The organism is Pseudomonas oligotrophica (genome assembly GCF_021726475.1).
In the GTDB taxonomy this organism is placed as follows: Bacteria; Pseudomonadota; Gammaproteobacteria; order Pseudomonadales; family Pseudomonadaceae; genus Stutzerimonas; species Stutzerimonas oligotrophica.
On sequence record NZ_JAKJRU010000009.1, the window covers coordinates 130,456 to 153,719 of the forward strand.

Genomic DNA, 23,264 nt, shown 5'->3' on the forward strand with positions numbered 1-23,264 from the left:
GTTGCGGTCGGTGGATGAGCCTTGCGGCGTCATCCACCCTACGGCTTGGTGGCAGCCGAACCGGCGCGTGGAAAACGCGTTGCGGTTTCCACCCTACGCCGCCTTGGGTGGAAACTTCGGCTGGTGCAGGCCCAGGCGCATGGCCTGCCGGACCAGCGCCATGATGTCCTGGCCGGCCAGTTCGAACAGCCGGTGCAGGTCCGGCAGCACGAAGTACAGCGGCTGCAGGATGTCGATGCGATACGGCGTGCGCATCGCCTCCAGCGGGTCGAAGGCCTGCTGTTCGGGTTCGCTGGACAGGCTGTAGAGCGTCTCCTTCGGCGAGGAGAGGATGCCGCCGCCGTAGATGCGCCGGCCGGCCGGGGTGTCGACCAGGCCGAACTCTACGGTCATCCAGTACAGCCGCGCCAGGTACACGCGTTCCTCCTTGCTCGCCGCCAGGCCCAGCTGGCCGTAGGTGTGGGTGAACTCGGCGAACCAGGGGTTGGTCAGCAACGGGCAGTGGCCGAAGATCTCGTGGAAGATGTCCGGCTCCTGCAGGTAGTCCAATTCTTCAGGCGTGCGGATGAAGGTGGCCACCGGGAAGCGCTTGCTGGCCAGCAGCTCGAAGAAGGTCTGGAAGGGAATCAGCGCCGGCACGCGGGCGACCTGCCAGCCGGTGGCGCGTTCGAGCACGCGGTTGATCTCGCCCAGCTGCGGGATGCGCTCGCGCGGCAGGGCGAGCTGCTCGAGGCCGTCCAGGTACTCGTCGCAGGCGCGCCCCGGCAGCAGTTTCAGCTGGCGCTCGATGAGGGTGTTCCACACCGCATGCTCGCTGTCGGGGTAGTGGATGTGCCCGGTGGCGTCCGGCTCGCGGGCGACGTAGCGCGTGGTTTTCATCTGACCTCCTGGCCCGACGCGGCAAGGCGCGTCTGTGAGGCAATGTTGTTGTTATCGGATGCCCCATTTGAACCCGCGCCGCATGCCGTCGGCGAGGCCTGCTGCGGCGCGATGTCGCAGTGGCGGGTCGCTCATCTGTAAGGAATAGCTGACGAATCCGACCAGGCCTGCAATTCTGCCGTCACCGAACGCACCGCCTGGCAACTTATCTTGACGATTATTTGCATGCGCCCGCCTTGCCGCGGCCCTGGTAGCGCCAAGGCGCCGGCCCGGCAGGCTTCTTTAGCGAAACTGAAGACCCCCGTGGCGGGCCGGCCTTTCGGTTGCTCGGCCGGGAACCCTATGGTTCGTCCTGTCGCGTATCGCCGGCGCTGCAGGCAGCGGAGGTCGACGCCGGGCGCGCCGCCACCAGAACAAGAATTCGAGGAGAACGCCATGAAACATGCACTCGGCCGGCTGACGCTGGTTGCCTCCGGCCTGTTGCTCAGCACCCAGCTGTGGGCCGAACCCAAGCGCCCGGAATGCCTGGCGCCGGCCAAGCCCGGCGGCGGTTTCGACATCACCTGCAAGCTCGCCCAGGGCGGCCTGCGCGAAGCCGGCCTGCTGCAGGCGCCGATGCGCGTGACCTACATGCCGGGCGGCATCGGCGCGGTGGCCTACAACGCGGTGGTGGCGCAGCGCGCCGGCGAGCCGGGCACCATCACCGCCTGGTCCAGCGGCTCGCTGCTCAACCTGGCGCAGGGCAAGTTCGGTCGCTACGACGAGAAGGCGGTGCGCTGGCTGGCGGCGATCGGCACCGACTATGGCGCGGTCACCGTGCGCGAGGATTCTCCGCTGAAGGACTTCGACGACCTGGTCGAGGCGCTGCGCAAGGACCCCACCGCCCTGGTGGTTGGCGCCGGCGGCACCATCGGCAGCCAGGACTGGATGCAGGCGGCGATGGTCGCCCGCGCCGCCGGCGTCGACCCCAAGCAGCTGCGCTACGTCGCCTTCGAGGGTGGCGGCGAGCCGATGACCGCGCTGCTTGGCGGGCACGTGCAGGTGATCACCAGCGGCATCGGCGAGGCCACCGCGCAGCTGGCCGCCGGCAAGGTGCGGGTGCTGGCGGTGCTGGCCGACGAGCGCCTGCCCGGTGCGCTCGGCAAGATCCCCACGGCGAAGGAGCAGGGCTTCGAGGTCAGCTGGCCGATCGCCCGCGGCTTCTATGTCGGGCCTGAGGTCAAGGACGAGGACTACGCCTGGTGGAAGCAGCAGTTCGACACCCTGCTGGCCAGCGACGGGTTCGCCAGGTTGCGCGAGCAGCGCGACCTGCAGCCGCTGGCGCTCACCGGCGACGAACTGCAGGCCTACGTCTACCAGCAGGTGGCGCAGTACAAGGCGCTGGCCGCGGAGTTCGGCCTGGCACAGTAGCCGTCGGCCAGGGATGAGGAAGGTGCGTATGCGCACCTTCTTCGTTTGTGCAGCGGCGTGGTTGGAAGTGCCGGCGGGCTCCCTTACCCTGCGTCGACTGCCGGCCCCGCTGCGTGTCGGCGCAGCGGTCGCATGGGGTGGCCGGCTGCTTGACCAGGAACAGGCACCGTCATGGAGCTCAGGCAACTTCGCTATTTTCTTGCCGCGGTGGAGCACAAGAGCCTCGGCCAGGCCGCGCTGGAACTGGGCATCGGCACCTCGGCGCTGAGCCAGCAGATCAGCAAGCTGGAGAGCGAGCTGTGCACCCGCCTGCTCAGCCGCACCAGCACCGGCGTGGTGCTGACCAGCGCCGGCATCGCCTTCCAGCACCATGCGCGGCTGACCCTGCGCCAGGCGGAAAACGCCATCCAGGCCGCGCAGCGCGGACGGATGAGCGGCTACGTCAGCGTCGGCCTGCCGCCGACCACCGCCTCGGTGCTCGCCCTGCCGCTGATCGACGCGATGCGCGAGCGCTACCCGGATATCCAGCTGCACCTGGTGGAGATGCTCTCCGGCTACCTGGCCAACCAGCTGAGCACCCGCCAGCTCGACCTCGCCGTGCTGTTCCAGGCCGACAGCGGCCGCAAATGGGGCATCCGGCCCTTGCTCGACGAGCAGCTGTTCGTCATCACCTCCTCCAGACTCGAAGGCGCGCCGACCGGTGAAAGCGTGCGCCTGGCTGACCTCGGGCAGCTGCCGCTGGTGCTGCCCAGCCAGCACCACGGGCTGCGCACCACGCTGATGGCGACCTTCGAGCGCTCTGGCATCGAGCCGAACATCGTCATGGAGATAGATGGCCTGGCGCTGCTGATGCAGGCCGTGCGCGGCGGCTACGCGGCGACCATCCAGCCCGGCGCCGCGGCGGCGCATTCGGGCGAATGCGGGCTGCGGGTGGTGCAGATCGAGGACGCCCACGTGACCCGGCGCAACCTGCTGGTGACGCTGCCCGAGGAGGAGCTGTCGCCCGCCGCGCTTGCGGCTCGCCTGGTGATCGCCGATGTCGCGCGCGACCTGGTGCGCCAGGGCCTCTGGCCGGGTGCGCGGCTCTACGAGGCGCAGGACTGATCGCCGCCCTTTAGCAAAACTAAAGACCCTTTGCCGCCCGCCGCCTTTCGAGCCGTCGGCCCGCTCCCTACAGTCGTGGTCAACCAGAGGGGAGGCCGGAGCGGCTCTCCTCGCCAGTGAGGAGAGGCTGATGATCGATGTTCTTGTCGTGGGGGGTGGCAACGCCGCCCTGTGCGCCGCGCTGATGGCCCGCGAGGCCGGTGCCAGCGTGCTGCTGCTGGAGGCCTCGCCGCGCGAATGGCGCGGCGGCAATTCCCAGCACACGCGCAACTTGCGCTGTATGCATGATGCGCCGCAGGACGTGCTGGTCGATGCCTACCCCGAGGAGGAGTACTGGCAGGACCTGCTGCGCGTCACCGGCGGCATCACCAACGAGCGCCTGGCGCGCATCGCCATCCGCGCCTCGTCCACCTGTCGCGGCTGGATGCGCCGCCACGGCGTGCATTTCCAGCCGCCGCTGTCCGGCGCGCTGCATGTGGCGCGCACCAATGCCTTCTTCATGGGCGGCGGCAAGGCGCTGGTCAACGCCTACTACCGCAGCGCCGAGGCGCTCGGCGTGCAGGTCCGCTACGACACGCCGGTCGAGTCGATCGAGATGGCCGGCGGCCGCTTCGTCGCCGCCCGGGTGCCGGCGCGCGAGGTGAATGGTCGCGCGTTGCCGGCCGAGCGCATCGAGGCGCGCAGCTGCGTGCTCGCCGCCGGCGGCTTCGAGTCCAATCGCGAATGGCTGCGCGAGGCCTGGGGACAGAACGAGCGCGGCGAATGGCCGGCCGACAACTTCCTGATCCGCGGCACGCGCTTCAACCAGGGCGTGCTCTTGCGCAGCCTGCTCGAGACCGGTGCCGACGTGATCGGCGACCCGACCCAGGCGCACATGGTCGCCATCGACGCGCGCGCGCCGCTGTACGACGGCGGCATCTGCACGCGCATCGACTGCGTGTCGCTGGGCGTGGTGGTCAACCGCGAGGGGCGGCGCTTCTATGACGAAGGCGAGGATTTCTGGCCCAAACGCTACGCCATCTGGGGCCGCCTGGTGGCGCAGCAGCCGGGGCAGGTCGCCTATTCGATCATCGACCAGAAGGCCATCGGCCGTTTCATGCCGCCGGTCTTCCCCGGCACCACCGCCAACAGCCTGGCCGAGCTGGCACGCAAGCTGGAACTGCCCGAGGCGGCCTTCGTCGAGACCGTCGAGGCCTACAACCGCGCCTGCCGGGTCGGTCAGTTCGACCACACCAGCCTGGACGACTGCCATACCGAGGGCGTCGAGCCGGCCAAGACCCACTGGGCGCGGCCGCTGGATACGCCGCCGTTCTACGGCTACGCGCTCAAGCCGGGGGTGACCTTCACCTACCTGGGGCTGAAGACCGACGAGAACGCCGCCGTGCATTTCGCCGGCAAGCCCTGCGCCAACCTGTTCGTCGCCGGCGAGATGATGGCCGGCAACGTGCTCGGCAAGGGCTACACCGCCGGGGTCGGCATGAGCATCGGCACCGCGTTCGGCCGCATCGCCGGCACCCGCGCCGCGGCCGCGGCCGGCCATCACATTTCCGCCGAGAACGAAGGACATGACCATGCAGTTGCGTGAACCCATCGCCGTGGATGCCGGCGCCCAGGGCGAGGCCTACCCGTTGATCCCGGTGCTCAGCGTCGCCGAGGCCGAAGTCGATCGCCAGATGCACATCTGCAATGCCTGCCGCTACTGCGAGGGCTTCTGCGCGGTGTTCCCGGCCATGACCCGGCGCCTGGAGTTCGCCAAGGCGGACATCCACTACCTGGCCAACCTCTGCCACAACTGCGGCGCCTGCCTGCATGCCTGCCAGTACGCGGCGCCCCACGAGTTCGCCGTCAACGTGCCGCAGGCGATGGCCAAGGTGCGCGTCGACACCTACGCCGACTACGCCTGGCCGGCGGCGCTCGGCGCGCTGTACCGGCGCAACGGCCTGACCATGGCGCTGGCCAGCGCCGCCGGGCTGGCGCTGTTCCTGCTGCTGACCCTGCTGGTCAGCGGCACCCTGTTGCCCGGGCGCCTGGCCGGCGACTTCTACACGATCTTCCCGCACAACACCCTGGCACTGATGTTCGGCGGCGCCTTCGGCTTCGCCGTGCTGGCGCTGGGTATCGGCGTGCGGCGTTTCTGGAAGGGCATCACCCCTGCCGAAGCCGAGGCCATCGCCACCGGCGCGGCGACCCTGGAAGCCACCGGCGCGGTGCTCAAGCTCAAGTACCTCGACGGTGGCCACGGCCAGGGCTGCAACAACGAGAGCGACCGCTTCACCCTCTGGCGGCGGCGCTTCCACCACCTGACCTTCTACGGCTTCATGCTCTGCTTCGCCGCCACCTGCGTCGCCACGCTGTACCACTACCTGCTCGGTGCCGCGGCGCCGTACCCGGTGCTCAGCCTGCCGGTGCTGCTCGGCATCGCCGGCGGCATCGGCCTGGTGATCGGCCCGGCTGGATTGCTCGTGCTCAACCACCGCCGCGACCCGGCCCATGGCGACGTGGCCCAGCGGCCGATGGACCGCGGCTTCATCGCCCTGCTGCTGGCGATCAGCCTGACCGGCTTCGCCCTGCTGATCGGCCGCGACACCGGCGCCATGGCGATCCTGCTGGCGGTGCACCTGGGCGTGGTGATGGCCTTCTTCCTGACCATGCCCTATGGCAAATTCGCCCATGGCGTCTTCCGCAGTGCCGCGCTGCTGAAATATTCGATCGAGAAGCGCCAGCCCGACCGGCTCAAGCTGGGCAGCGAGTGAGGCCGGCTGGCCCGTGACCCGAGGAGCGCCCATGCATATCGTCATTCCCGATGACTACCAGAACGTGATCCGTTCGCTGGACTGCTTCGCCCTGCTCGACGGCCACCGCGTCAGCCTCTACCACGACGCCGAGCGCGACCCCGCGCGGCTGGCCGAACGCTTTGCCGAGGCCGACGCGCTGGTGCTGACCCGCGAGCGCACCTGCATCGACGCAGCGCTGCTGGCGCGGCTGCCGCGGCTCAGGCTGATCAGCCAGACCGGCAAGGTCGCCGGGCATATCGATGTCGCCGCCTGCACCCGCCACGGCGTGGCGGTGATGGAAGGGCGCGGCTCGCCGATCGCGCCGGCGGAGCTGGCCTGGAGCCTGCTGCTGATGGCGCGTCGCCAGCTGCTGCCGGCGATCCAGGCGCTCTACGCCGGGCAATGGCAGGTCAACCTGGGCGATCGACTGTACGGCCAGACCCTGGGTATCTGGGGCTACGGCAAGATCGGCCAGCGCCTGGCGCGCTACGCGCAGGCGTTCGAGATGCCGGTGCTGGTGTGGGGCAGCCAGGGCTCCCGCGAGGCCGCCGAGCGCGACGGCCACCGCGCCGCGCCAAGCCGCGAGGCATTCTTCGCCGAGGCGGACGTGCTCAGCCTCAACCTGCGCCTGGTCGAGGCCACCCGGCACATCGTGACCGCCGCCGACCTGGCGCGGATGAAGCCGAGCGCGCTCTTGCTCAACATCAGCCGTGCCGAGCTAATCGCGCCGGGCGCGCTGCTCGACGCGCTCGACCGCGGCCGGCCCGGGTTCGCCGCGCTGGACGTGTTCGAGCAGGAACCGCTGGTCGACCCTGCGCACCCCTTGCTGCGTCACCCGCGGGTGCTGTGCACGCCACACCTGGGCTACGTCGAGCGCCAGGGCTACGAGCTGTACTTCGGCGATGCCTTCGCCAATGTGCGGGCCTTCTTCGCCGGCGAGCCCTGCAGCTTCGCCGATCCGCAGGTCCATGCCCGTCGCGGCTGAGGCGGTTGTCAGCTTTTCGCTACGCCTGGGTTGCAACGGCGCGGCAGGGCGCTTGTCGAAGCGCCAGGCTGTCAACTAGGGTTGACGCCTGTGGCCGATAACGACAAGAAGGTTGCCTCCCGTGCGTATCCGAATCCTCTGCCAGAACCGCGTCGGCATCCTGCGCGACATGCTCAACCTCCTGGTCGACTACGGCATCAACGTCGCCCGTGGCGAAGTGGGCGGCGAGCAGGGCAATGCCATCTACCTGCACTGCCCGAACCTGATGAACCTGCAGCTGCAGGCGCTGCGGCCGAAGATCGAGGCGCTGCCCGGGGTCTTCGAGTTGCGCAAGGTCGGGCTGATGCCCAGCGAGCGGCATTCGCTGGAGCTCAACGCGCTGCTCGGTGCGCTGGATTTCCCGGTGCTGTCCATCGACATGAGCGGCGCCATCGTCGCCGCCAACCGCGCCGCCGCGCAGCTGCTCGGCGTGCGCGTCGACGAGGTGCCGGGCATGAACCTGTCGCGCTACGCCGAGGATTTCGACCTGCCCGAACTGGTGCGCGCCAACAAGGCGCGGATCAACGGCCTGCGGGTGCAGGTCAAGGGCCAGGTGTTCCTCGCCGACATCGCGCCGCTGCAGTCGCAGCACGACGACAGCGAGGCGCTGGCCGGCGCGGTGCTGGCGCTGCATCGCGCCGACCAGCTCGGCGAGCGCATCTACAACGTCAGGCGCCAGGAGCTGCGCGGCTTCGACAGCATCTTCCAGAGCTCGAAAATGATGGCTGCGGTGGTGCGCGAGGCGCGGCGCATGGCGCCGCTGGACGCGCCGCTGCTGATCGAGGGCGAGACCGGCACCGGCAAGGAACTGCTGGCGCGCGCCTGCCACCTGTCCAGCCCGCGCGGGCAGGCGCCGTTCATGGCGCTCAACTGCGCCGGGCTGCCCGAATCCATGGCCGAGACCGAGCTGTTCGGCTACGGCCCCGGCGCCTTCGAGGGCGCGCGCCCGGAAGGCAAGCTCGGCCTGCTCGAGCTGACCGCTGGCGGCACGCTGTTCCTCGACGGTGTCGGCGAAATGAGCCCGCGGCTGCAGGCCAAGCTGCTGCGCTTCCTGCAGGACGGCGGCTTCCGTCGGGTCGGCAGCGACGAGGAGGTCTACCTCGACGTGCGGGTGATCTGCGCGACCCAGGTCGATCTCTCCGAGCTCTGCGCCAGCGGCCAGTTCCGCCAGGATCTCTACCACCGGCTCAACGTGCTGTCGCTGCACATCCCGCCGCTGCGCGAATGCCTGGACGGCCTCGAGCCGCTGACCCGTCACTTCATCGACCAGGCCAGCCGGCAGATCGGCTGCCCGCTGCCGCGGCTGTCGCCGCAGGCGCTGGAACGGCTGGCCGGCTACCACTGGCCGGGCAACGTGCGCCAGCTGGAGAACACGCTGTTCCAGGCGGTCTCGCTGTGCGATGGCGACAGCATCAAGCCCGAGCACATCCGCCTGCCGGGCTACGGTGCGGCGCAGCCGCTGGGCGAGTTCTCCCTCGACGGCGACCTGGGCAGGATCATGGGGCGCTTCGAGAAGGCGGTGCTGGAGAGCCTCTACAAGCAGCACCCGAGCAGCCGCCTGCTGGGCAAGCGCCTCGGCGTGTCGCACACCACCATCGCCAACAAGCTGCGCGAATACGGCATCACTGGCGGCGCGCCTGGCGCACCGCTCTGACCAGCGAATCCAGGTCGATGGGTTTTTGCAGATGCTGGTCGAAGCCGGCGGCGCGGGCCTGCTCCAGGTCCTCGCGCGCCGCGTAGCCGCTCAGGGCGATGGCCGGGGTGTCGCGGTTGGTGGCCTGCGCGCGGATCGCCGCGATCATCCGGTGGCCGTCCATGCAGGGCATGCCAAGGTCCGAGACGATCACGTCGTAGCGTTGCCGCGCGGCCAGCTCCACGGCCTCGGCACCGCTGCGCGCGGTGTCCACGCTGGCGCCTTCGCTGGCCAGCAGGTCGTCGAGCATTTCCAGCACGTCCGGCGAGTCGTCCACCAGCAGGATGCGCAGCCCGTCGAGGTCGCCCGGGCTAGCAGGGGCCGCGTCGTCGGCCAGCTCCAGCTGGGTCTGCAGGTGCAGCGGCAGCCAGACGCTGAAGCGCGCACCCTGGCCGGGACCGTCGGAATGCGCCTCGATGCGGCCGTGGTGCAGCTCGACCAGTTGCTGCACCAGCGCCAGGCCGATGCCCAGGCCATGGCGCGCGCGCGGGCTGTGCGGCGTCTCCGCCTGGCCGAACAGTTCGAAGACCCGCGGCAGGAAATCCGCGCTGATGCCCTGGCCGGTGTCGCTCACCTCGAGCCGCGCCAGCTCGCCCTCGCGGCGCAGCACCAGGCTGATGTGCCCGCCGGCGGGGGTGAACTTCCAGGCGTTGTTCAGCAGGTTCCAGACGATCTGCTCCAGCCGCGTGGGGTCGGCCTCGACGTACAGCGGCTCGTCGTCGTGCTGGCTGTCGAAGGTCACGCCTTCGCCCTGCGCCAGCGGCCGGAACACCGCCTCGAGACCTTCGAGCAGCTCCTGGTAGTGCAGCGTGGTGAAGTGCAGCTTGAGCTTGCCGGTGCGCAGGCGCGACACGTCCATCAGGTCGTCGATGATCCGCGACTGGCTGCGCACCGCGGCCTGGATGCCGCGCGCCGCCTTGCTCAGCGCCGCCGACTGCCTGACCTCCGGCGCGCGGATCAGCAGGTCGCTGTTGAGCTGGATGAGGTTCAGCGGGTGCTTGAGCTCGTGGGACAGCACGGCGAAGAACTGGTCCTTCTGCTGGCTGGAGGCCTGGGCCTGTTCCAGCTGGTCGGCCTGGGCGCTGCTCTGGCGCTTCTGCTCGGTGAGGTCGCGGGCGATCTTGGCGAAGCCCAGCAGGCGATCGCCGTCGATCAGCGGATTGACCAGCCCGCTGAGGTAGATCTGCTCGCCATCGGCGCGCACGTGCCAGCGCTCGTCCGAGGCTGAACCGGCGCTCAGCGCGCGCTTGCGCTCCTTGAGCGCGATCTGCAGGTGGCGGTCCTCCTCGCTGTAGATGCGCTCGATCGGCTCGCCGAGCATGTCCTGCTCGCTGAAGCCGAAAATGCGCTCGGCGGCGCCGTTCCAGCTGGTCACCCGGCCCTCGGGGTCGGTGGTGATGATGGCGAAGCCGCGGGTGCTCTGGGCCAGCAGGCGCATGTGCGTCTGGCCGGCGCGGGCGCGCTGTTCGGCCAGGTGCTGCTCGCTGATGTCGAGCAGGCAGAGCACCGCGCCGGCGAGGCGGTCGCCGCGACGGTAGGGCGACAGCCGCACCCGGTACCAGCGCGCGTCGCGCCCGGGCACCTCGCGCTCGCGCGCATGGCCGCGGCCGGCCTGGCGCAGGTCGGTGAGCAGCTCGGGGTAGTCGAGCAGGCGGGCCAGGGCCTCCAGTGCCTGCTCGACGGGCTCGTCGAGCCCGAGCAGCTGGCGCAGTGGCGCGGTGCCGGTGCGCGGCCGCAGCTGCTCGTCGACGAAGAGCGCGGCGACCTCGCTGGCGGCGACCAGGTTGTGCAGGTCGTCGGCGGCCTGGTCGGTGGCGCCGGCCCGGGCCGGCAGGCGCTCGCGAGGCGCGTGCAGCTCGCCGGCAGGCGGCGCCTGGTGCCTGCCGCGCAGCTCATCGAACAGCACCAGCAGGTAGTCCTGGCCCTGCTCGCTGCGCACCGCGCGTACCGCGGCGACGACGCTGGCGGGCGTGCCGTCGTGCTCGAACGGCAGCGGCGGGGTCTCGACGCTCGCGCCGCTGCGTGCAGCCTCCAGCAGGGCTTCTTGCAGTTCGGCTCGCCACTCGGGCCGCACCCGGTGCACCAACTGTTGCGTGGACTCGTCGAGCGCCGCAAGCAGGTACTGCCCGGCATGCTCGCTCATGTGCAGGATGTTGCCCTCGCGGTCGACCAGCACGCTCGCCGGCGCATGGCGGCACAGCGCCACGCGATGCAGCTCGGCCTCCCGCGGTCGTTCGTCAGGTACCGCGGAGCGGTCGCCGTTGCGGCCGCTCTTGGTGGGGGCGCTGCACATCGACCGAGGTCCTCTCTGTCTGGGCATGTGAGTTAGGGACAGCGGGCGAGGGGGGCGAATTTCCGCCGTCCATCGAATCGCTGCGCTCAGCACTCGATGATGTTCACCGCCAGGCCGCCGCGAGCGGTCTCCTTGTACTTGCTCTTCATGTCGGCGCCGGTCTGGCGCATGGTGCGGATCACCTTGTCCAGCGAGACGAAGTGGCGGCCATCGCCACGCAGGGCCATGCGCGCGGCGTTGATGGCCTTCACCGCGCCCATGGCGTTGCGCTCGATGCACGGCACCTGCACCAGCCCGCCGATGGGGTCGCAGGTCAGCCCGAGGTTGTGCTCCATGCCGATCTCGGCGGCATTCTCGACCTGCTGCGGCGTGCCGCCGAGCACTTCGCAGAGGGCGCCGGCACCCATCGAGCAGGCCACGCCGACCTCGCCCTGGCAGCCGACCTCGGCGCCGGAGATCGAGGCGTTCTCCTTGTAGAGGATGCCGATGGCCGCGGCGGTGAGCAGGAAGCGCACCACGCCGTCGTCGTTGGCGCCGGGCACGAAGCGCATGTAGTAGTGCAGCAGCGCCGGGATGATGCCGGCCGCGCCGTTGGTCGGCGCGGTGACCACGCGGCCGCCGCCGGCGTTCTCCTCGTTCACCGCCAGGGCGTAGAGATCGACCCAGTCGAGCACGTTGAGCGCATCGCGCAGGTTGGCCTCGGGGTGTTCGCGCAACTGGCGGTAGAGGCCTGCGGCGCGGCGCTGCACCTTCAGCCCGCCGGGCATGATGCCCTCGGTACGGCAGCCGGCGGCGACGCAGTCCTGCATCACCTGCCAGATGTGCAACAGGCCCTGGCGGGTCTCGGCCTCGGGGCGCCAGACGGCCTCGTTGGCGAGCATCAGCTGGCTGATCGAGCGGCCGTGCTCGGCGCACAGGGCGAGCAGCTCGGCGGCACTGCGAAACGGGTAGGGCAGGCGGGTGTCGTCCTCGACGATGCGCCCGCCCTCGGCGGCGCTCTGGTCGAGGACGAAGCCGCCGCCGACCGAGTAGAACTCGCGGCTGGCCAGCTGCAGGCCGGCGGCATCGAAGGCGCGGAAGATCATGCCGTTGGGGTGGAAGGGCAGCGGCCGGCGGATGAAGGCGAGCTGCTGGCGCGGGTCGAAGGCGATCTCGCGCTCACCGAGCAGCTTCAGCCGCGCCTGCTGGCGGATCTGCGCCAGGCGTGCGTCGATGCCGCCGGTGTCGACGCTTTCCGGCTGCTCGCCCTCCAGCCCGAGCAGCACCGCCTTGTCGCTGCCGTGGCCCTTGCCGGTGGCGCCGAGCGAGCCGTACAGCTCGACCTTGAGCGCCGCGACCTGCTCGAGCAGGTGCTCCTCGCGCAGGTGCTGGGCAAAGCGCAGGGCCGCGCGCATCGGCCCGACCGTATGCGAGCTGGACGGGCCGATACCGATCTTGAACAGGTCGAAGACGCTGAGGGCCATGGCGGGCTCCGGCTGGGATTTGCCTTGAGCCTAGCGCGTCCGGCTGGCTGCCGATACCGGGCCGGCCGCCGGCTGCCAGGGGTTGGCTTCCAGGCTGTTGTGCACCGCGGTGGCGCCCTGGGCGGCATGGCCGATGGCCACGCTCATCTGCTTGAGGCCGGCGACCACGTCGCCCAGCGCATAGAGCCCGGGTATGGAGGTCTGCTGGTGGGCGTCGACCAGCAGCGCGCCGCTCTCGTCGCAGGCCGCGCCCAGGGCCCGGGCCACCTCCGAGCGCATGCGCGCGCCGAGGCAGGGGTAGAGGATGTCGAAGCGGTGCCGCGCGCCGCCGCGGGTGCTGACCTCGATGCCGTCGTCCAGCGGGTGCAGCCGTTCGACGTCGTCGAACAGCAGGTGGATGTCGTAGTGCCGGGCCAGCTGCAGCGCGGCATCGCGGGCCGGCTGGTCGCCGCCCGGGGCGATCACCGTCACCCGGTCGCTGAAGGTGCGCAGGAACGCCGCGTGGCCGATGGCGCACTCGGCCTCGCCGTACACCGCGACGTTGTCGCCGTCGACCTCGTAGCCGTCGCAGATCGCACACAGGCGCAGGTGCCCGCGGGCGATCGCCGCCTGCGGGTCGTCCATCGTCGGCAGCTCGTCCTCGATGCCGGTGGCGAGGATGACGCGCCGGGCGATGCGGCTCTGGCCGTCGAACGCCACGCGAAAGCCCAGCGCGTGCGGCTCGATGCGCTCGACCCGGCCGTCCAGCAGTTCGGCGCCGTAGCCCCGTGCCTGCTCGCGCAGGCGGGCCAGCAGGTCGTTGCCGGAGATTCCCGGCGGGAAGCCCGGGTAGTTGCGCGAGCGCGGGATCAGCGAGGCGCGGCTGCAACCGGCGTCGACGACCAGGCAGCTGCGGCGGAAACGCGCGAGATAGAGCGCTGCGGTCAGGCCGGCGGGGCCGCCGCCGACGATCAGGCAGTCGAGATCGGCGCGCTGGCCTGGGTGGTCGGGCAGATTCATCGGGACGGCGGAGCCTCGTACGCGGAAAACCCCTCAGTAGAAGTGTGAAGACCGGCAGAAGTTCGCCGGCCATGCCCGAGCGAGATTGTCGGAAATGAGCGATCGGTCAGGTTTTTCGAGTTGTCCTGCGCCGGACGATCGCCAAGACTGCACGCCCCGCGCCCGGCCGAGTCGTCTGCGTCGGGCATTCCAACAGGCCGGCGGCAGCCCCGCGCTGCACACGAAGGCCGCCAGTACAGCCAATCATCCTTGCCGGACGCGCTCACGCGCGCGCCCGGTCTTTTGCCTTGGGGGCCCTATGTTCAAGTCCTGCGTCATGGCGGCGGTCGCTGCCTTCACTCTCCTGGCCGGCCCGGCCGTGGCGGCCGGGGAGTCGCCGATCGTCATCCGGTTCGCCCACGTGGTGGCCGACGACACGCCCAAGGGCAAGGGCGCGCTGCTGTTGCAGAAGCTGGTGCACGAGCGCCTGCCCGGCCGGGTGAAGGTCGAGGTCTACCCCAATTCCAGCCTGGTCGGCGACGCCGACGAGATGCAGGCGCTGCTCGACAACAAGGTGCAGCTGCTGGCGCCCTCGCTGTCGAAGTTCGACAAGTACACCCGCCAGCTGCAGGTGTTCGACCTGCCGTTCATGTTCGACGACCAGGCCGCGGTGGACCGCTTCCAGAAGCGCGAGAAGAGCCGCGAGCTGCTGCGCTCGATGGCCGGCCACGGCATCTACGGGCTGGCCTACTGGAACAACGGGCTCAAGCAGCTCTCGGCGACCAAGGCCCTGCACGGCCCGGGCGACGCCGCCGGCCTGGCCTTCCGCGTGCAGCCGTCGAAGGTGCTCGAGGCGCAGTTCGAGGCGGTCGGCGCCAAGCCGGTGCGCCTGCCGTTCGGCGAGGTGTTCAAGGCGCTGCAGGCTGGCACGGTGCAGGGCGCGGAGAACCCCTGGTCGAACATCGCCAGCCAGAACATGCACAAGGTCCAGCCGTATATCACCGAGAGCAACCACGGGGTGCTGGCCTACATGCTGGTGACCAACGCCGAGTTCTGGCGCAGCGTGCCCTTCGCGATCCGTTCCGAGCTGGAGGGCATCATCCTCGAGGTTACCCAGGTGGTGAACCGCGAGGCCGAGGCACTCAACCAGCGCGACCGCGAGCGCATCCTGGCCAGTGGCAGCAGCAAACTGATCAGCCTCGGCGATGCCGAGCGCCAGGCCTGGCGCGAGAAGATGCTGCCGTTGTGGAAGGCCTACGAGGCGGAGATCGGCGCCGACGTGATCCGCGCCGCGCAGATCGTCAACCGCCGCTGAGGCGCTGCGACCCGGCCGGGTGCGCGGCGGCGCCCGGCCAGCGGTGTGCGGCGCAGCCTACGTCTTGCCGGCCAGGCAGGTCGGCGAGTTCGGTTCGGCCTGGCGCTCGAGCGCTTCCTCCAGCCATTCGGCCAATACCTGCGCGTTGTTCTGCTGTTCGTCGCGGGCCGCGTAGACCAGCGTCAGCACGCCGTTCTGCGCCGGCTCCAGCAGCGCCCACCAGTGCTCGGGATGCGCCGCGAGTTCGCTGCGATAGCGCTGGCGAAAGGTCGCGAAATCCACTTCGCCGCCCTTGAACGCACGGCGCAGCGGCGTCGAGGGCGCGACCTCGCGCCGCCATTCACTCAGCATCAGGCTTTCCTTGCGGCAGTTGCGCGGCCACAGGCGATCGACCAGCACACGCTGGCCATCGGCGGGTGTCGGCGGGTCGTAGGCGCGGCGGCATTGGATCATGGGCAGCCTCTTCGCTGGGGTAATAGTGACTATGGTTATAGAGACCATATATATAGGTAATTATTACTTTTCTTGTTCGGGTTTAATTTACCTTTATTTCGTTAACTCTTTGAAAAGAAAGCCCATAAAAGGCGGCACGATTCATGACTGCTCTACCCGTGCAATGTCACACACTCTAGGAGCATGAAATGAAAAAGGCGATGGCAGTGGTACTGGGTACGATGCTGGCGGTTGGTGCGGCGAATGCCGACGAGATCCTCGAGGTGCGCCGCGACACCATGGTCGGCGGCGGCTTCGGCGGGCTCAGCGGCTTCATGCTCGGCGCGGTGGCCGGGCCGATCGGCGCGCTGGTCGGCGGCGGGCTGGGCTACCTGGCCGGGCAGGGCGTGCAGCAGGGCGCGGGCCTGGAGCAGACGCTCTACGTGGTGCGCCGCGAGGACGGCAGCATCGACCGCATCCGCAGCTCCGACGGCGGCTTCCTGGTTGGCCAGCAGATCCGCCGCGACGACGGGCATGTCACGGCGATGCAGCCCTGAGCACGGCGCGGCCCGCTGGGCCCTTTGCCTGCGGCCGCGCTTGGAGGATGATCCGCCGCTCCAGCCTACGAAGGAGTTCCTGATGAGTTATCCCCTGCTGCATGTGGTGCATCTGCTGGCAGCGATCGGCTTCATCGGCACGCTGTTCTTCGAAGTGGTGATCCTCGCCCGGGCCAAGCGCGAGCTGGCCGCCGACAGCGTCCCGGCGCTGGAGCGGGCGGTCGGCGCGCGCTCGCGGGTGGTGCTGCACTGGGTGGTGCTGTTCGTCTACGGCGCCGGCATCGCCCTGGCCTGGCAGCATCGCCAGTTGCTGGCGGCGCCGCTGGAAAGCAGCTTCGCCACGCTGCTGTGGCTGAAGATCCTGCTGGCCGCCGGGGTGTTCCTCAGCTTCGGCCTGGTCGCCGTGCTGCTGCGGCGTGGCGGCATGACGCCGGAGCGCTACCGGGCGCTGCACTGGGCGATCCTGGCGCAGATGATCGGCATCGTGGTGCTGGCCAAGGCGATGTTCTACCTGCACTGGTAAGTACCGCGCACATAGCAGCGTGGCGCCCGGACGTGATGATTTCGGTCAAGTGCGGCGCGGTTTTCGCGGCGGTTATCGGCGTCGATTCAGCAAGTGCAGTCTCGTTGCGTTCGCACCGGCGCGGGCTAAGGTTGGCCGATCGCAACCCGCACCGGAGCCCTTCATGGATTTCGCCTACAGCCCCCGCGTCGAGGCGCTGCGCCAGCAGCTGCGCGACTTCATGGACCAGCACATCGTGCCGCGCATCGGCGCCTGGCATGCCGAGGTCGATGCCGGCCACTACCCGGTGTCGTTCATGGACGATCTCAAGGCGCTGGCGCGCGAGGAGGGCCTGTGGAACCTGTTCCTGCCCTCGCTCGGCGCGAACGAGCCAGGCATGGGCTTGAGCAACCTCGAGTACGCGCCCTTGGCCGAGATCATGGGCCGGGTGCACTGGGCCTCGGAGGTGTTCAACTGCAACGCGCCGGACACCGGCAACATGGAGCTGCTGCACCTGTTCGCCACGCCGGCGCAGCGTGAGCGCTGGCTCAAGCCGCTGCTCGAGGGGCAGATCCGCTCGGCCTTCGCCATGACCGAGCCGGACGTGCCGTCCTCGGATGCCACCAACATCCAGACGCTTATCCGCCGCGACGGCGACGACTACGTGATCAACGGCCGCAAGTGGTTCATCACCAACGCCTCGCACCCCAATTGCAAGTTGTTGATCGTGATGGGCAAGACCGACCCGGATGCCGAGACGCACCGCCAGCAGAGCATGATCCTGGTGCCCTTCGACACGCCCGGCGTCGAGCTGGTGCGCAACATCCCGGTGATGAACCACATCGCCCCCGAAGGCCACAGCGAGCTGCTGCTGCGCAACGTGCGGGTGCCGGCCGGCAACCTGCTCGGGGCGCAGGGCGAGGGCTTCATGATGGCCCAGGCGCGGCTGGGCCCGGGGCGCATCCACCACTGCATGCGCTCGATCGGCATGGCCGAGCTGGCGCTGGAACTGATGGTCGAGCGCGCCCAGGAGCGCAAGGCCTTCGGCCGATACCTGCAGCAGTATTCCAACATCGCCGACTGGATCGCCGAGTCGCGCATCGAGATCGAGCAGGCGCGCCTGCTGGTGCTCAAGACCGCCTGGATGATCGACGCGGTCGGCGCCAGGGCTGCGCGCAAGGAGATCGCCATGATCAAGGCGCTGGTGCCGCGCATGCACACCCGCGTGGTGGACCGGGCCATGCAGGTCTACGGCGCCATGGGCCTGACCCCCGACACGCCGCTGGCCGACATGTGGATCGGCGGCCGCGCGCTGCGCTTCGCCGACGGCCCGGACCAGGTGCACCTGCGCAGCGTGGCGAAGATGGAACTCAAGGCCAGCGAGGCGGTGCGCGGCGCCGGCGCGGCCTACCTCACCCCCGGGCGCCACTGAGGCGCCTGCGAACCGGTTCAAACCGCCGGGCACGATGTACCGGCACGGTCATTTTTATGGTCTAGCCTTGCTCGGTATCGCAGTTGCCGAGGCGTTTTGTTGACATGGCGCAATGGAATCAGACCACCCGTCCCCCCCTTGATCCCAGTCAAGGGGGGCAGGCCGGCCGCTCACCTACCATGCGCGCCACACCCCGTAGTGCAAGTAGGTAACGACATGAAAGCTCATCGTTTTTCCGGCCGCGACGCCTGGCGCGCGTGGGGAAACGGCCTGATGATTCTTCTGGCCCTGATGTTCTGCAGCCTGCAGCTCCAGGCCAGGGAGTATGAAGTCGAGCGTCAACGCATCGAGCAGTTCTTCCCCAAGGTCACCCAGATCTCCGAGCCGGAAGGCGACTACCAGGTGCGCACCCTCGCCGATGGCGTCGGCACCGTCTACGGCTACGCCTACCAGAGCATCAACGTCACGCCGATCCCGGCGTACTCGGGCAAGCCGATCAATATGCAGGTGCTGCTCGACCCGAAGGGCACCATCGTCGACGCCTACGTGCTCGAGCACCACGAGCCGATCCTGCTGATCGGCATCCCCGAGCAGAAACTCCACGACTTCGACCTCAAGTACGCCGGCATCAAGGCTGACCAGCGCGTAGTGGTCGGCCGCTCCAGCGACAAGAACGCCGTGACCATCGATGCCGTGACCGGCGCGACGGTGACGGTGATGGTGGTCAACGAGATCGTCATGGGATCGGCGCACAAGGTCGCCGCCTCGCTCGGGCTGGTGAAGAACAACCTCGAGGCGCGGCAGAAGCCGGCCACCGTGCGTGCCGACGTCTACCAGCCCGCCAGCTGGGCCGAGCTGACCGGCAACGGGGCGATCCGCCGCCTGCACCTGACCAACGGCCAGATCAGCGAGGCCTTCAAGGGCACCGACGCCGAGGGCGTCGACGAGCCGTCGGCCGAGACCGTCGACGAGACCTTCATCGACCTCTACGTGGCCCCGCTGAACCCGCCGACCATCGGTCGCAACCTGCTGGGCGACAACCAGTACCGCTTCCTGATGGAGGAACTCAAGCCGGGCGAGCACGCCATCGCCGTGCTCGGCAGCGGCGAATACTCGTTCAAGGGCTCGGGCTATGTGCGCGGCGGCATCTTCGATCGGGTGCAGGTGCGCCAGTTCGGCAACATCATCAGTTTCCGCGACCTCGACTTCCAGCGCCTCAACGACGTCTACGCCGAGGGCATGCCGGAATTCCGCGAGATGGCGATCTTCGTCATCCGCGAGCCGGCCGGCTTCGATCCCGGCACGCCCTGGACGATGGAACTGCTGGTGCGTCGCCAGACCGGCCCGGTGGACGGCATCTTCACCAGCTTCGAGCTGCCCTACCAGATCCCCGAGGAGTACATCGAGCGGCCGCAGCCGACCGCCGAGGAACTGGCCGCCATCGAGGAAGCCAACCGGCCGATGTGGGTCAACATCTGGTACCAGAAGAGCTTCCAGATCGGCGTGATCGTCGCCGCCCTGGGCCTGCTGACGGTCATCCTGTTCGCGCAGGACAAGTTCACCCAGCACCCGAACTTCCTGCACTGGCTGCGTCGTGGCTACCTGATCTTCACCGTGGTCTTCATCGGCTGGTACGCGCTGGGGCAGCTCTCGGTGATCAACGTGCTGACCTTCGTCCACGCGCTGTTCCAGGACTTCCGCTGGGAGCTGTTCCTCTCCGACCCGGTGATCTTCATCCTCTGGACCTTCACCGCGGCGACCATCCTGCTCTGGGGGCGTGGCGTGTTCTGCGGCTGGCTGTGCCCCTTCGGCGCGCTGCAGGAGCTGATCAACGAGGCTGCGCGCAAGCTGAAGATCCCGCAGTACGAGCTGCCCTTCGCGGTGCACGAGCGGCTCTGGGCGATCAAGTACATCGTCCTGCTGGTGCTGTTCGGCATCTCCCTGGAGTCGATGATGGCCGCCGAACGGGCCGCCGAGATCGAGCCGTTCAAGACCGCGATCATGCTCAAGTTCGACCGCCAGTGGTGGTTCGTGCTCTACGCGGTGTTCCTGCTGGTGATCAACATCTTCACCCGCAAGGTGTACTGCCGCTACGTCTGCCCGCTGGGCGCGGCGCTGGCGATCCCCACCAAGCTGCGCCTGTTCGACTGGCTCAAGCGCCGCAAGGAGTGCGGCAGCCCCTGCCAGCTGTGCGCCAAGGAATGCGAGATCCAGGCGATCCACCCGGATGGTCACATCAACGCCAACGAGTGCCACTACTGCCTCGATTGCCAGATGACCTACCACAACGATCACAAGTGCCCGCCGCTGGTGAACAAGAACAAGCGCAAGAAGCGCGACAAGAAGGCTCCGGCCGACGCCAACCTGATTCCCGTCGTTGAAGTCGTTGAACCCTGAGTGCCCGCCGCCGGCGAGTCGCTCGCAACCAACACACCCCTGTGTTTGTGAGTCAAAAGGAGCAACACCCCATGAGTGACAAGAGCAAGAATCCAGAGACCCTGGACAAGGGCGGCATCAGCCGTCGCAGCTTCCTCGGTGCCTCCGCGGTGACCGGTGCAGCCGTCGCGGCGACCGCCTTCGGCGGCGCGGTGATGACGCGCGAGTCCTGGGCGGCCGCGGTGAAGGAATCCAAGCAGAAGATCCACGTCGCGCCGGGCGAGCTCGACGAGTACTACGGCTTCTGGAGCGGCGGCCACCAGGGCGAGGTGCGCGTGCTGGGCATTCCGTCCATGCGCGAGCTGATGCGCATCCCGGTGTTCAACGTCGACTCGGCCACCGGCTGGGGCCTGACCAATGAAAGCCGCGCGATCATGGGCGACAGCGCCAAGTTCCTCAACGGCGACTGCCACCACCCGCACATCTCGATGACCGACGGCAAGTACGACGGCAAGTACCTGTTCATCAACGACAAGGCCAACACCCGCGTCGCACGTATCCGCCTGGATATTATGAAGTGCGACAAGATCCTGACCGTGCCGAACTGCCAGGCCATCCACGGCCTGCGCCTGCAGAAGGTGCCGCACACCAAGTACGTGTTCGCCAACGCCGAATTCGTCATCCCGCACCCGAACGACGGCAAGGTGTTCGACCTGCAGGATGAAAACAGCTACACGATGTACAACGTCATCGACGCCGAGAAGATGGAGATGGCCTTCCAGATCATCGTCGACGGCAACCTGGACAACACCGACGCCGACTACACCGGCCGCTTCGCCGCTGCCACCTGCTACAACTCCGAGAAGGCCTACGACCTCGGCGGCATGATGCGCAACGAGCGCGACTGGGTCGTGGTGTTCGACATCGAGGCGGCCGAGAAGGCGGTCAAGGCCGGCAAGTTCACCACCCTGGGCGACTCCAAGGTGCCGGTGCTCGACGGCCGCAAGAAGGGCGACAAGGACAGCGAGTTCACCCGCTACATCCCGGTGCCGAAGAACCCGCACGGCTGCAACACCTCGCCCGACGGCAAGTACTTCATCGCCAACGGCAAGCTGTCGCCGACCGTGACCATGATCGAGATCGCCCAGCTGCCCGACCTGTTCGCCGGCAAGCTGAAGGATCCGCGCGACGTGGTCGTCGGCGAGCCCGAGCTGGGCCTCGGCCCGCTGCACACCACCTTCGACGGCCGCGGCAACGGCTACACCACGCTGTTCATCGACAGCCAGGTGGTCAAGTGGAACATCGAGGAAGCCCGTCGCGCCTACAAGGGCGAGAAGGTCAACTACATCAAGCAGAAGCTCGACGTGCACTACCAGCCGGGCCACATCCACGCCTCGCTCACCGAAACCAGCGAAGCGGACGGCAAGTGGCTGGTCGCGCTGTGCAAGTTCGGCAAGGACCGCTTCCTGCCCACCGGCCCGCTGCACCCGGAGAACGACCAGCTGATCGACATCTCCGGCGACGAGATGAAGCTGGTGCACGACGGCCCGACCTTCGCCGAGCCGCATGACTGCATCATGGCCCGTCGCGACCAGATCAAGACCAAGAAGATCTGGGACCGCAACGATCCGTTCTTCGCCCCCACCGTGGAGCGCGCGAAGAAGGACGGCATCAACCTGGAGACCGACAACAAGGTCATCCGCGACGGCAACAAGGTGCGCGTCTACATGACCTCCATGGCGCCGAGCTACGGCGTGCAGGAGTTCACCGTCAAGCAGGGCGACGAAGTCACCGTGACCATCACCAACATCGACCAGATCGAGGACGTGTCCCACGGCTTCGTCATGGTCAACCATGGTGTGAGCATGGAGATCAGCCCGCAGCAGACCTCATCCATTACCTTCGTGGCCGACAAGCCCGGCCTGCACTGGTACTACTGCAGCTGGTTCTGCCACGCGCTGCACATGGAGATGGTCGGCCGCATGATGGTCGAGCCGGCCTGATCCGGGCCGCCCCCGGCCTGGCCGGGGGCACGGATCGATGCGGGCGGTGCCTGAGGCACCGCCCGCGTCACCCCAGGAACCTGCCCGAACGCCGAATGAGGTTAAATGCTGTGCTCGCAACTCGGACCAACGGCAACTTCCGCCCCGCGGCGCTCATCGCGCTGCTCGTATTCGCCGGCGCCGCCCAGGCGGCGCCGCAACCCCTCTCGACCCTGCCGCTCGAGCCGCAGGGCGACAATCGCTGGCTGCTGCCGGCCGGCCAGTACCAGGGCCAGTTCCGCGTTGAGCAGCCCATGGTGCTGCGCTGTGCCGAAGGCGCGGTGCTCGATGGCGCCGGCCAGGGCAACGCGCTGACCATCAGCGCCGCCGACGTGACCATCGAAGGCTGCACCATCCGCAACTGGGGCCGTGACATGACGGCGATGAACTCGGCGATCTTCGTCGAGCGCAGCGCCCGCGGCACGACCCTGCGCGACAACCAGCTGACCGGCGCCGGCTTCGGCATCTGGCTCGACGGCGTGGCGGACGTCAGCGTGATCGGCAATCGCATCCAGGGCGACCCCAGCGTGCGCTCGCAGGACCGCGGCAACGGCATCCACCTGTATGCGGTCAAGGGCGCGAGGGTGATCGGCAACCAGGTGCGCGAGACCCGCGACGGCATCTACATCGATACCTCCAACGGCAACCACCTGGAGAACAACTTGCTGGAGGACCTGCGCTACGGCGTGCACTACATGTTCGCCAACGACAACAGCGTGATCGGCAACGTCACACGGCGCACCCGCACCGGCTTCGCCCTGATGCAGAGCCGCAAGCTGACCGTCATCGGCAACCGCTCCGAGCACGACCAGAACTACGGCATGCTGATGAACTACATCACCTACTCGACCATCCGCGACAATTTCGTCAGCGACGTGCAGTCCGGCGATACCGATGGCGACAGCATGATTTCCGGCGGCGAAGGCAAGGCCCTGTTCATCTACAACTCGCTGTTCAACAGCATCGAGAACAACCACTTCGGCAACAGCG

At 68.5% G+C, this 23,264-nt stretch carries 18 protein-coding genes; 13 read left to right on the plus strand and 5 right to left on the minus strand.

Annotation, left to right across the window (positions count from 1 at the left end; genetic code table 11):
- Positions 1 to 93 precede the first annotated feature (93 nt).
- Positions 94 to 879: a phenylalanine 4-monooxygenase gene (phhA, locus tag L3N39_RS18115; RefSeq protein WP_237258813.1), complete on the minus strand. Its 786-nt coding sequence runs from the start codon at positions 877 to 879 to the stop codon at positions 94 to 96.
- 435 nt (positions 880 to 1,314) lie between these two features.
- On the opposite strand from phhA, the gene L3N39_RS18120 reads away from it, so the two are divergent.
- From L3N39_RS18120 to L3N39_RS18145, 6 genes are all read left to right on the plus strand, one after another.
- Positions 1,315 to 2,289 (plus strand): Bug family tripartite tricarboxylate transporter substrate binding protein, encoded by a 975-nt coding sequence (locus tag L3N39_RS18120; protein WP_237258814.1) that lies wholly within the window; start codon positions 1,315 to 1,317, stop codon positions 2,287 to 2,289.
- A 171-nt stretch (positions 2,290 to 2,460) separates the two neighbouring features.
- Complete coding sequence (locus L3N39_RS18125) at positions 2,461 to 3,393, plus strand: LysR family transcriptional regulator (RefSeq protein ID WP_237258815.1); 933 nt, start codon at positions 2,461 to 2,463, stop codon at positions 3,391 to 3,393.
- Between the two features lie 130 nt (positions 3,394 to 3,523).
- Positions 3,524 to 4,978 carry an FAD-dependent tricarballylate dehydrogenase TcuA gene (gene tcuA / locus L3N39_RS18130; RefSeq protein WP_237258816.1) on the plus strand — a complete coding sequence of 485 codons (1,455 nt, stop codon included), beginning with the start codon at positions 3,524 to 3,526 and terminating at the stop codon, positions 4,976 to 4,978.
- Positions 4,959 to 6,146, plus strand: a complete 1,188-nt coding sequence (tcuB, locus tag L3N39_RS18135) for a tricarballylate utilization 4Fe-4S protein TcuB (RefSeq protein WP_237258817.1) — start codon at positions 4,959 to 4,961, stop codon at positions 6,144 to 6,146. Before tcuA ends, tcuB begins: the two co-directional genes overlap by 20 nt.
- Before the next feature lie 31 nt (positions 6,147 to 6,177).
- Positions 6,178 to 7,152 (plus strand): D-2-hydroxyacid dehydrogenase family protein, encoded by a 975-nt coding sequence (locus L3N39_RS18140; protein WP_237258818.1) that lies wholly within the window; start codon positions 6,178 to 6,180, stop codon positions 7,150 to 7,152.
- A gap of 121 nt (positions 7,153 to 7,273) precedes the next feature.
- Positions 7,274 to 8,845: a sigma-54-dependent transcriptional regulator gene (locus L3N39_RS18145; protein WP_237258819.1), complete on the plus strand. Its 1,572-nt coding sequence runs from the start codon at positions 7,274 to 7,276 to the stop codon at positions 8,843 to 8,845.
- Here the strand turns inward: L3N39_RS18145 and L3N39_RS18150 are convergent.
- The 3 genes from L3N39_RS18150 to L3N39_RS18160 form a co-directional block, all read right to left on the minus strand.
- A complete protein-coding gene (locus tag L3N39_RS18150) occupies positions 8,814 to 11,177 on the minus strand; it encodes a hybrid sensor histidine kinase/response regulator (RefSeq protein WP_237258820.1) in 2,364 nt (787 codons plus the stop codon). The genes L3N39_RS18145 and L3N39_RS18150 overlap by 32 nt on opposite strands.
- Positions 11,178 to 11,263: 86 nt before the next feature.
- The gene (locus tag L3N39_RS18155; protein WP_237258821.1) at positions 11,264 to 12,640 is read right to left on the minus strand and encodes an L-serine ammonia-lyase; all 1,377 of its coding nucleotides are present in this window, start codon (positions 12,638 to 12,640) and stop codon (positions 11,264 to 11,266) included.
- A 30-nt stretch (positions 12,641 to 12,670) separates the two neighbouring features.
- Positions 12,671 to 13,639, minus strand: a complete 969-nt coding sequence (locus L3N39_RS18160) for an NAD(P)/FAD-dependent oxidoreductase (RefSeq protein ID WP_237258822.1) — start codon at positions 13,637 to 13,639, stop codon at positions 12,671 to 12,673.
- 298 nt (positions 13,640 to 13,937) lie between these two features.
- Here L3N39_RS18160 and L3N39_RS18165 point away from each other — a divergent pair, with 298 nt between their 5' ends.
- Positions 13,938 to 14,933, plus strand: a complete 996-nt coding sequence (locus L3N39_RS18165; protein ID WP_237258823.1) for a TRAP transporter substrate-binding protein — start codon at positions 13,938 to 13,940, stop codon at positions 14,931 to 14,933.
- Between the two features lie 57 nt (positions 14,934 to 14,990).
- Here L3N39_RS18165 and L3N39_RS18170 read toward each other — a convergent pair whose 3' ends face one another.
- A complete protein-coding gene (locus tag L3N39_RS18170; protein ID WP_237258824.1) occupies positions 14,991 to 15,386 on the minus strand; it encodes a DUF488 domain-containing protein in 396 nt (131 codons plus the stop codon).
- 188 nt (positions 15,387 to 15,574) lie between these two features.
- Here L3N39_RS18170 and L3N39_RS18175 point away from each other — a divergent pair, with 188 nt between their 5' ends.
- The 6 genes from L3N39_RS18175 to L3N39_RS18200 form a co-directional block, all read left to right on the plus strand.
- A complete protein-coding gene (locus tag L3N39_RS18175) occupies positions 15,575 to 15,922 on the plus strand; it encodes a hypothetical protein (protein WP_237258825.1) in 348 nt (115 codons plus the stop codon).
- An 82-nt stretch (positions 15,923 to 16,004) separates the two neighbouring features.
- Positions 16,005 to 16,445 carry a CopD family copper resistance protein gene (locus tag L3N39_RS18180; RefSeq protein WP_237258826.1) on the plus strand — a complete coding sequence of 147 codons (441 nt, stop codon included), beginning with the start codon at positions 16,005 to 16,007 and terminating at the stop codon, positions 16,443 to 16,445.
- 163 nt (positions 16,446 to 16,608) lie between these two features.
- A complete protein-coding gene (locus L3N39_RS18185) occupies positions 16,609 to 17,856 on the plus strand; it encodes an acyl-CoA dehydrogenase family protein (protein ID WP_237258827.1) in 1,248 nt (415 codons plus the stop codon).
- A 273-nt stretch (positions 17,857 to 18,129) separates the two neighbouring features.
- The gene (gene nosR / locus L3N39_RS18190; protein WP_431978045.1) at positions 18,130 to 20,253 is read left to right on the plus strand and encodes a transcriptional regulator NosR; all 2,124 of its coding nucleotides are present in this window, start codon (positions 18,130 to 18,132) and stop codon (positions 20,251 to 20,253) included.
- Positions 20,254 to 20,324: 71 nt separating this feature from the next.
- On the plus strand, positions 20,325 to 22,235 hold the full coding sequence (gene nosZ, locus L3N39_RS18195) for a TAT-dependent nitrous-oxide reductase (protein ID WP_237258829.1): 1,911 nt from the start codon (positions 20,325 to 20,327) through the stop codon (positions 22,233 to 22,235).
- 95 nt (positions 22,236 to 22,330) lie between these two features.
- On the plus strand, positions 22,331 to 23,264 hold a 934-nt coding region (locus L3N39_RS18200), incomplete at its 3' end, for a NosD domain-containing protein (RefSeq protein WP_431978046.1).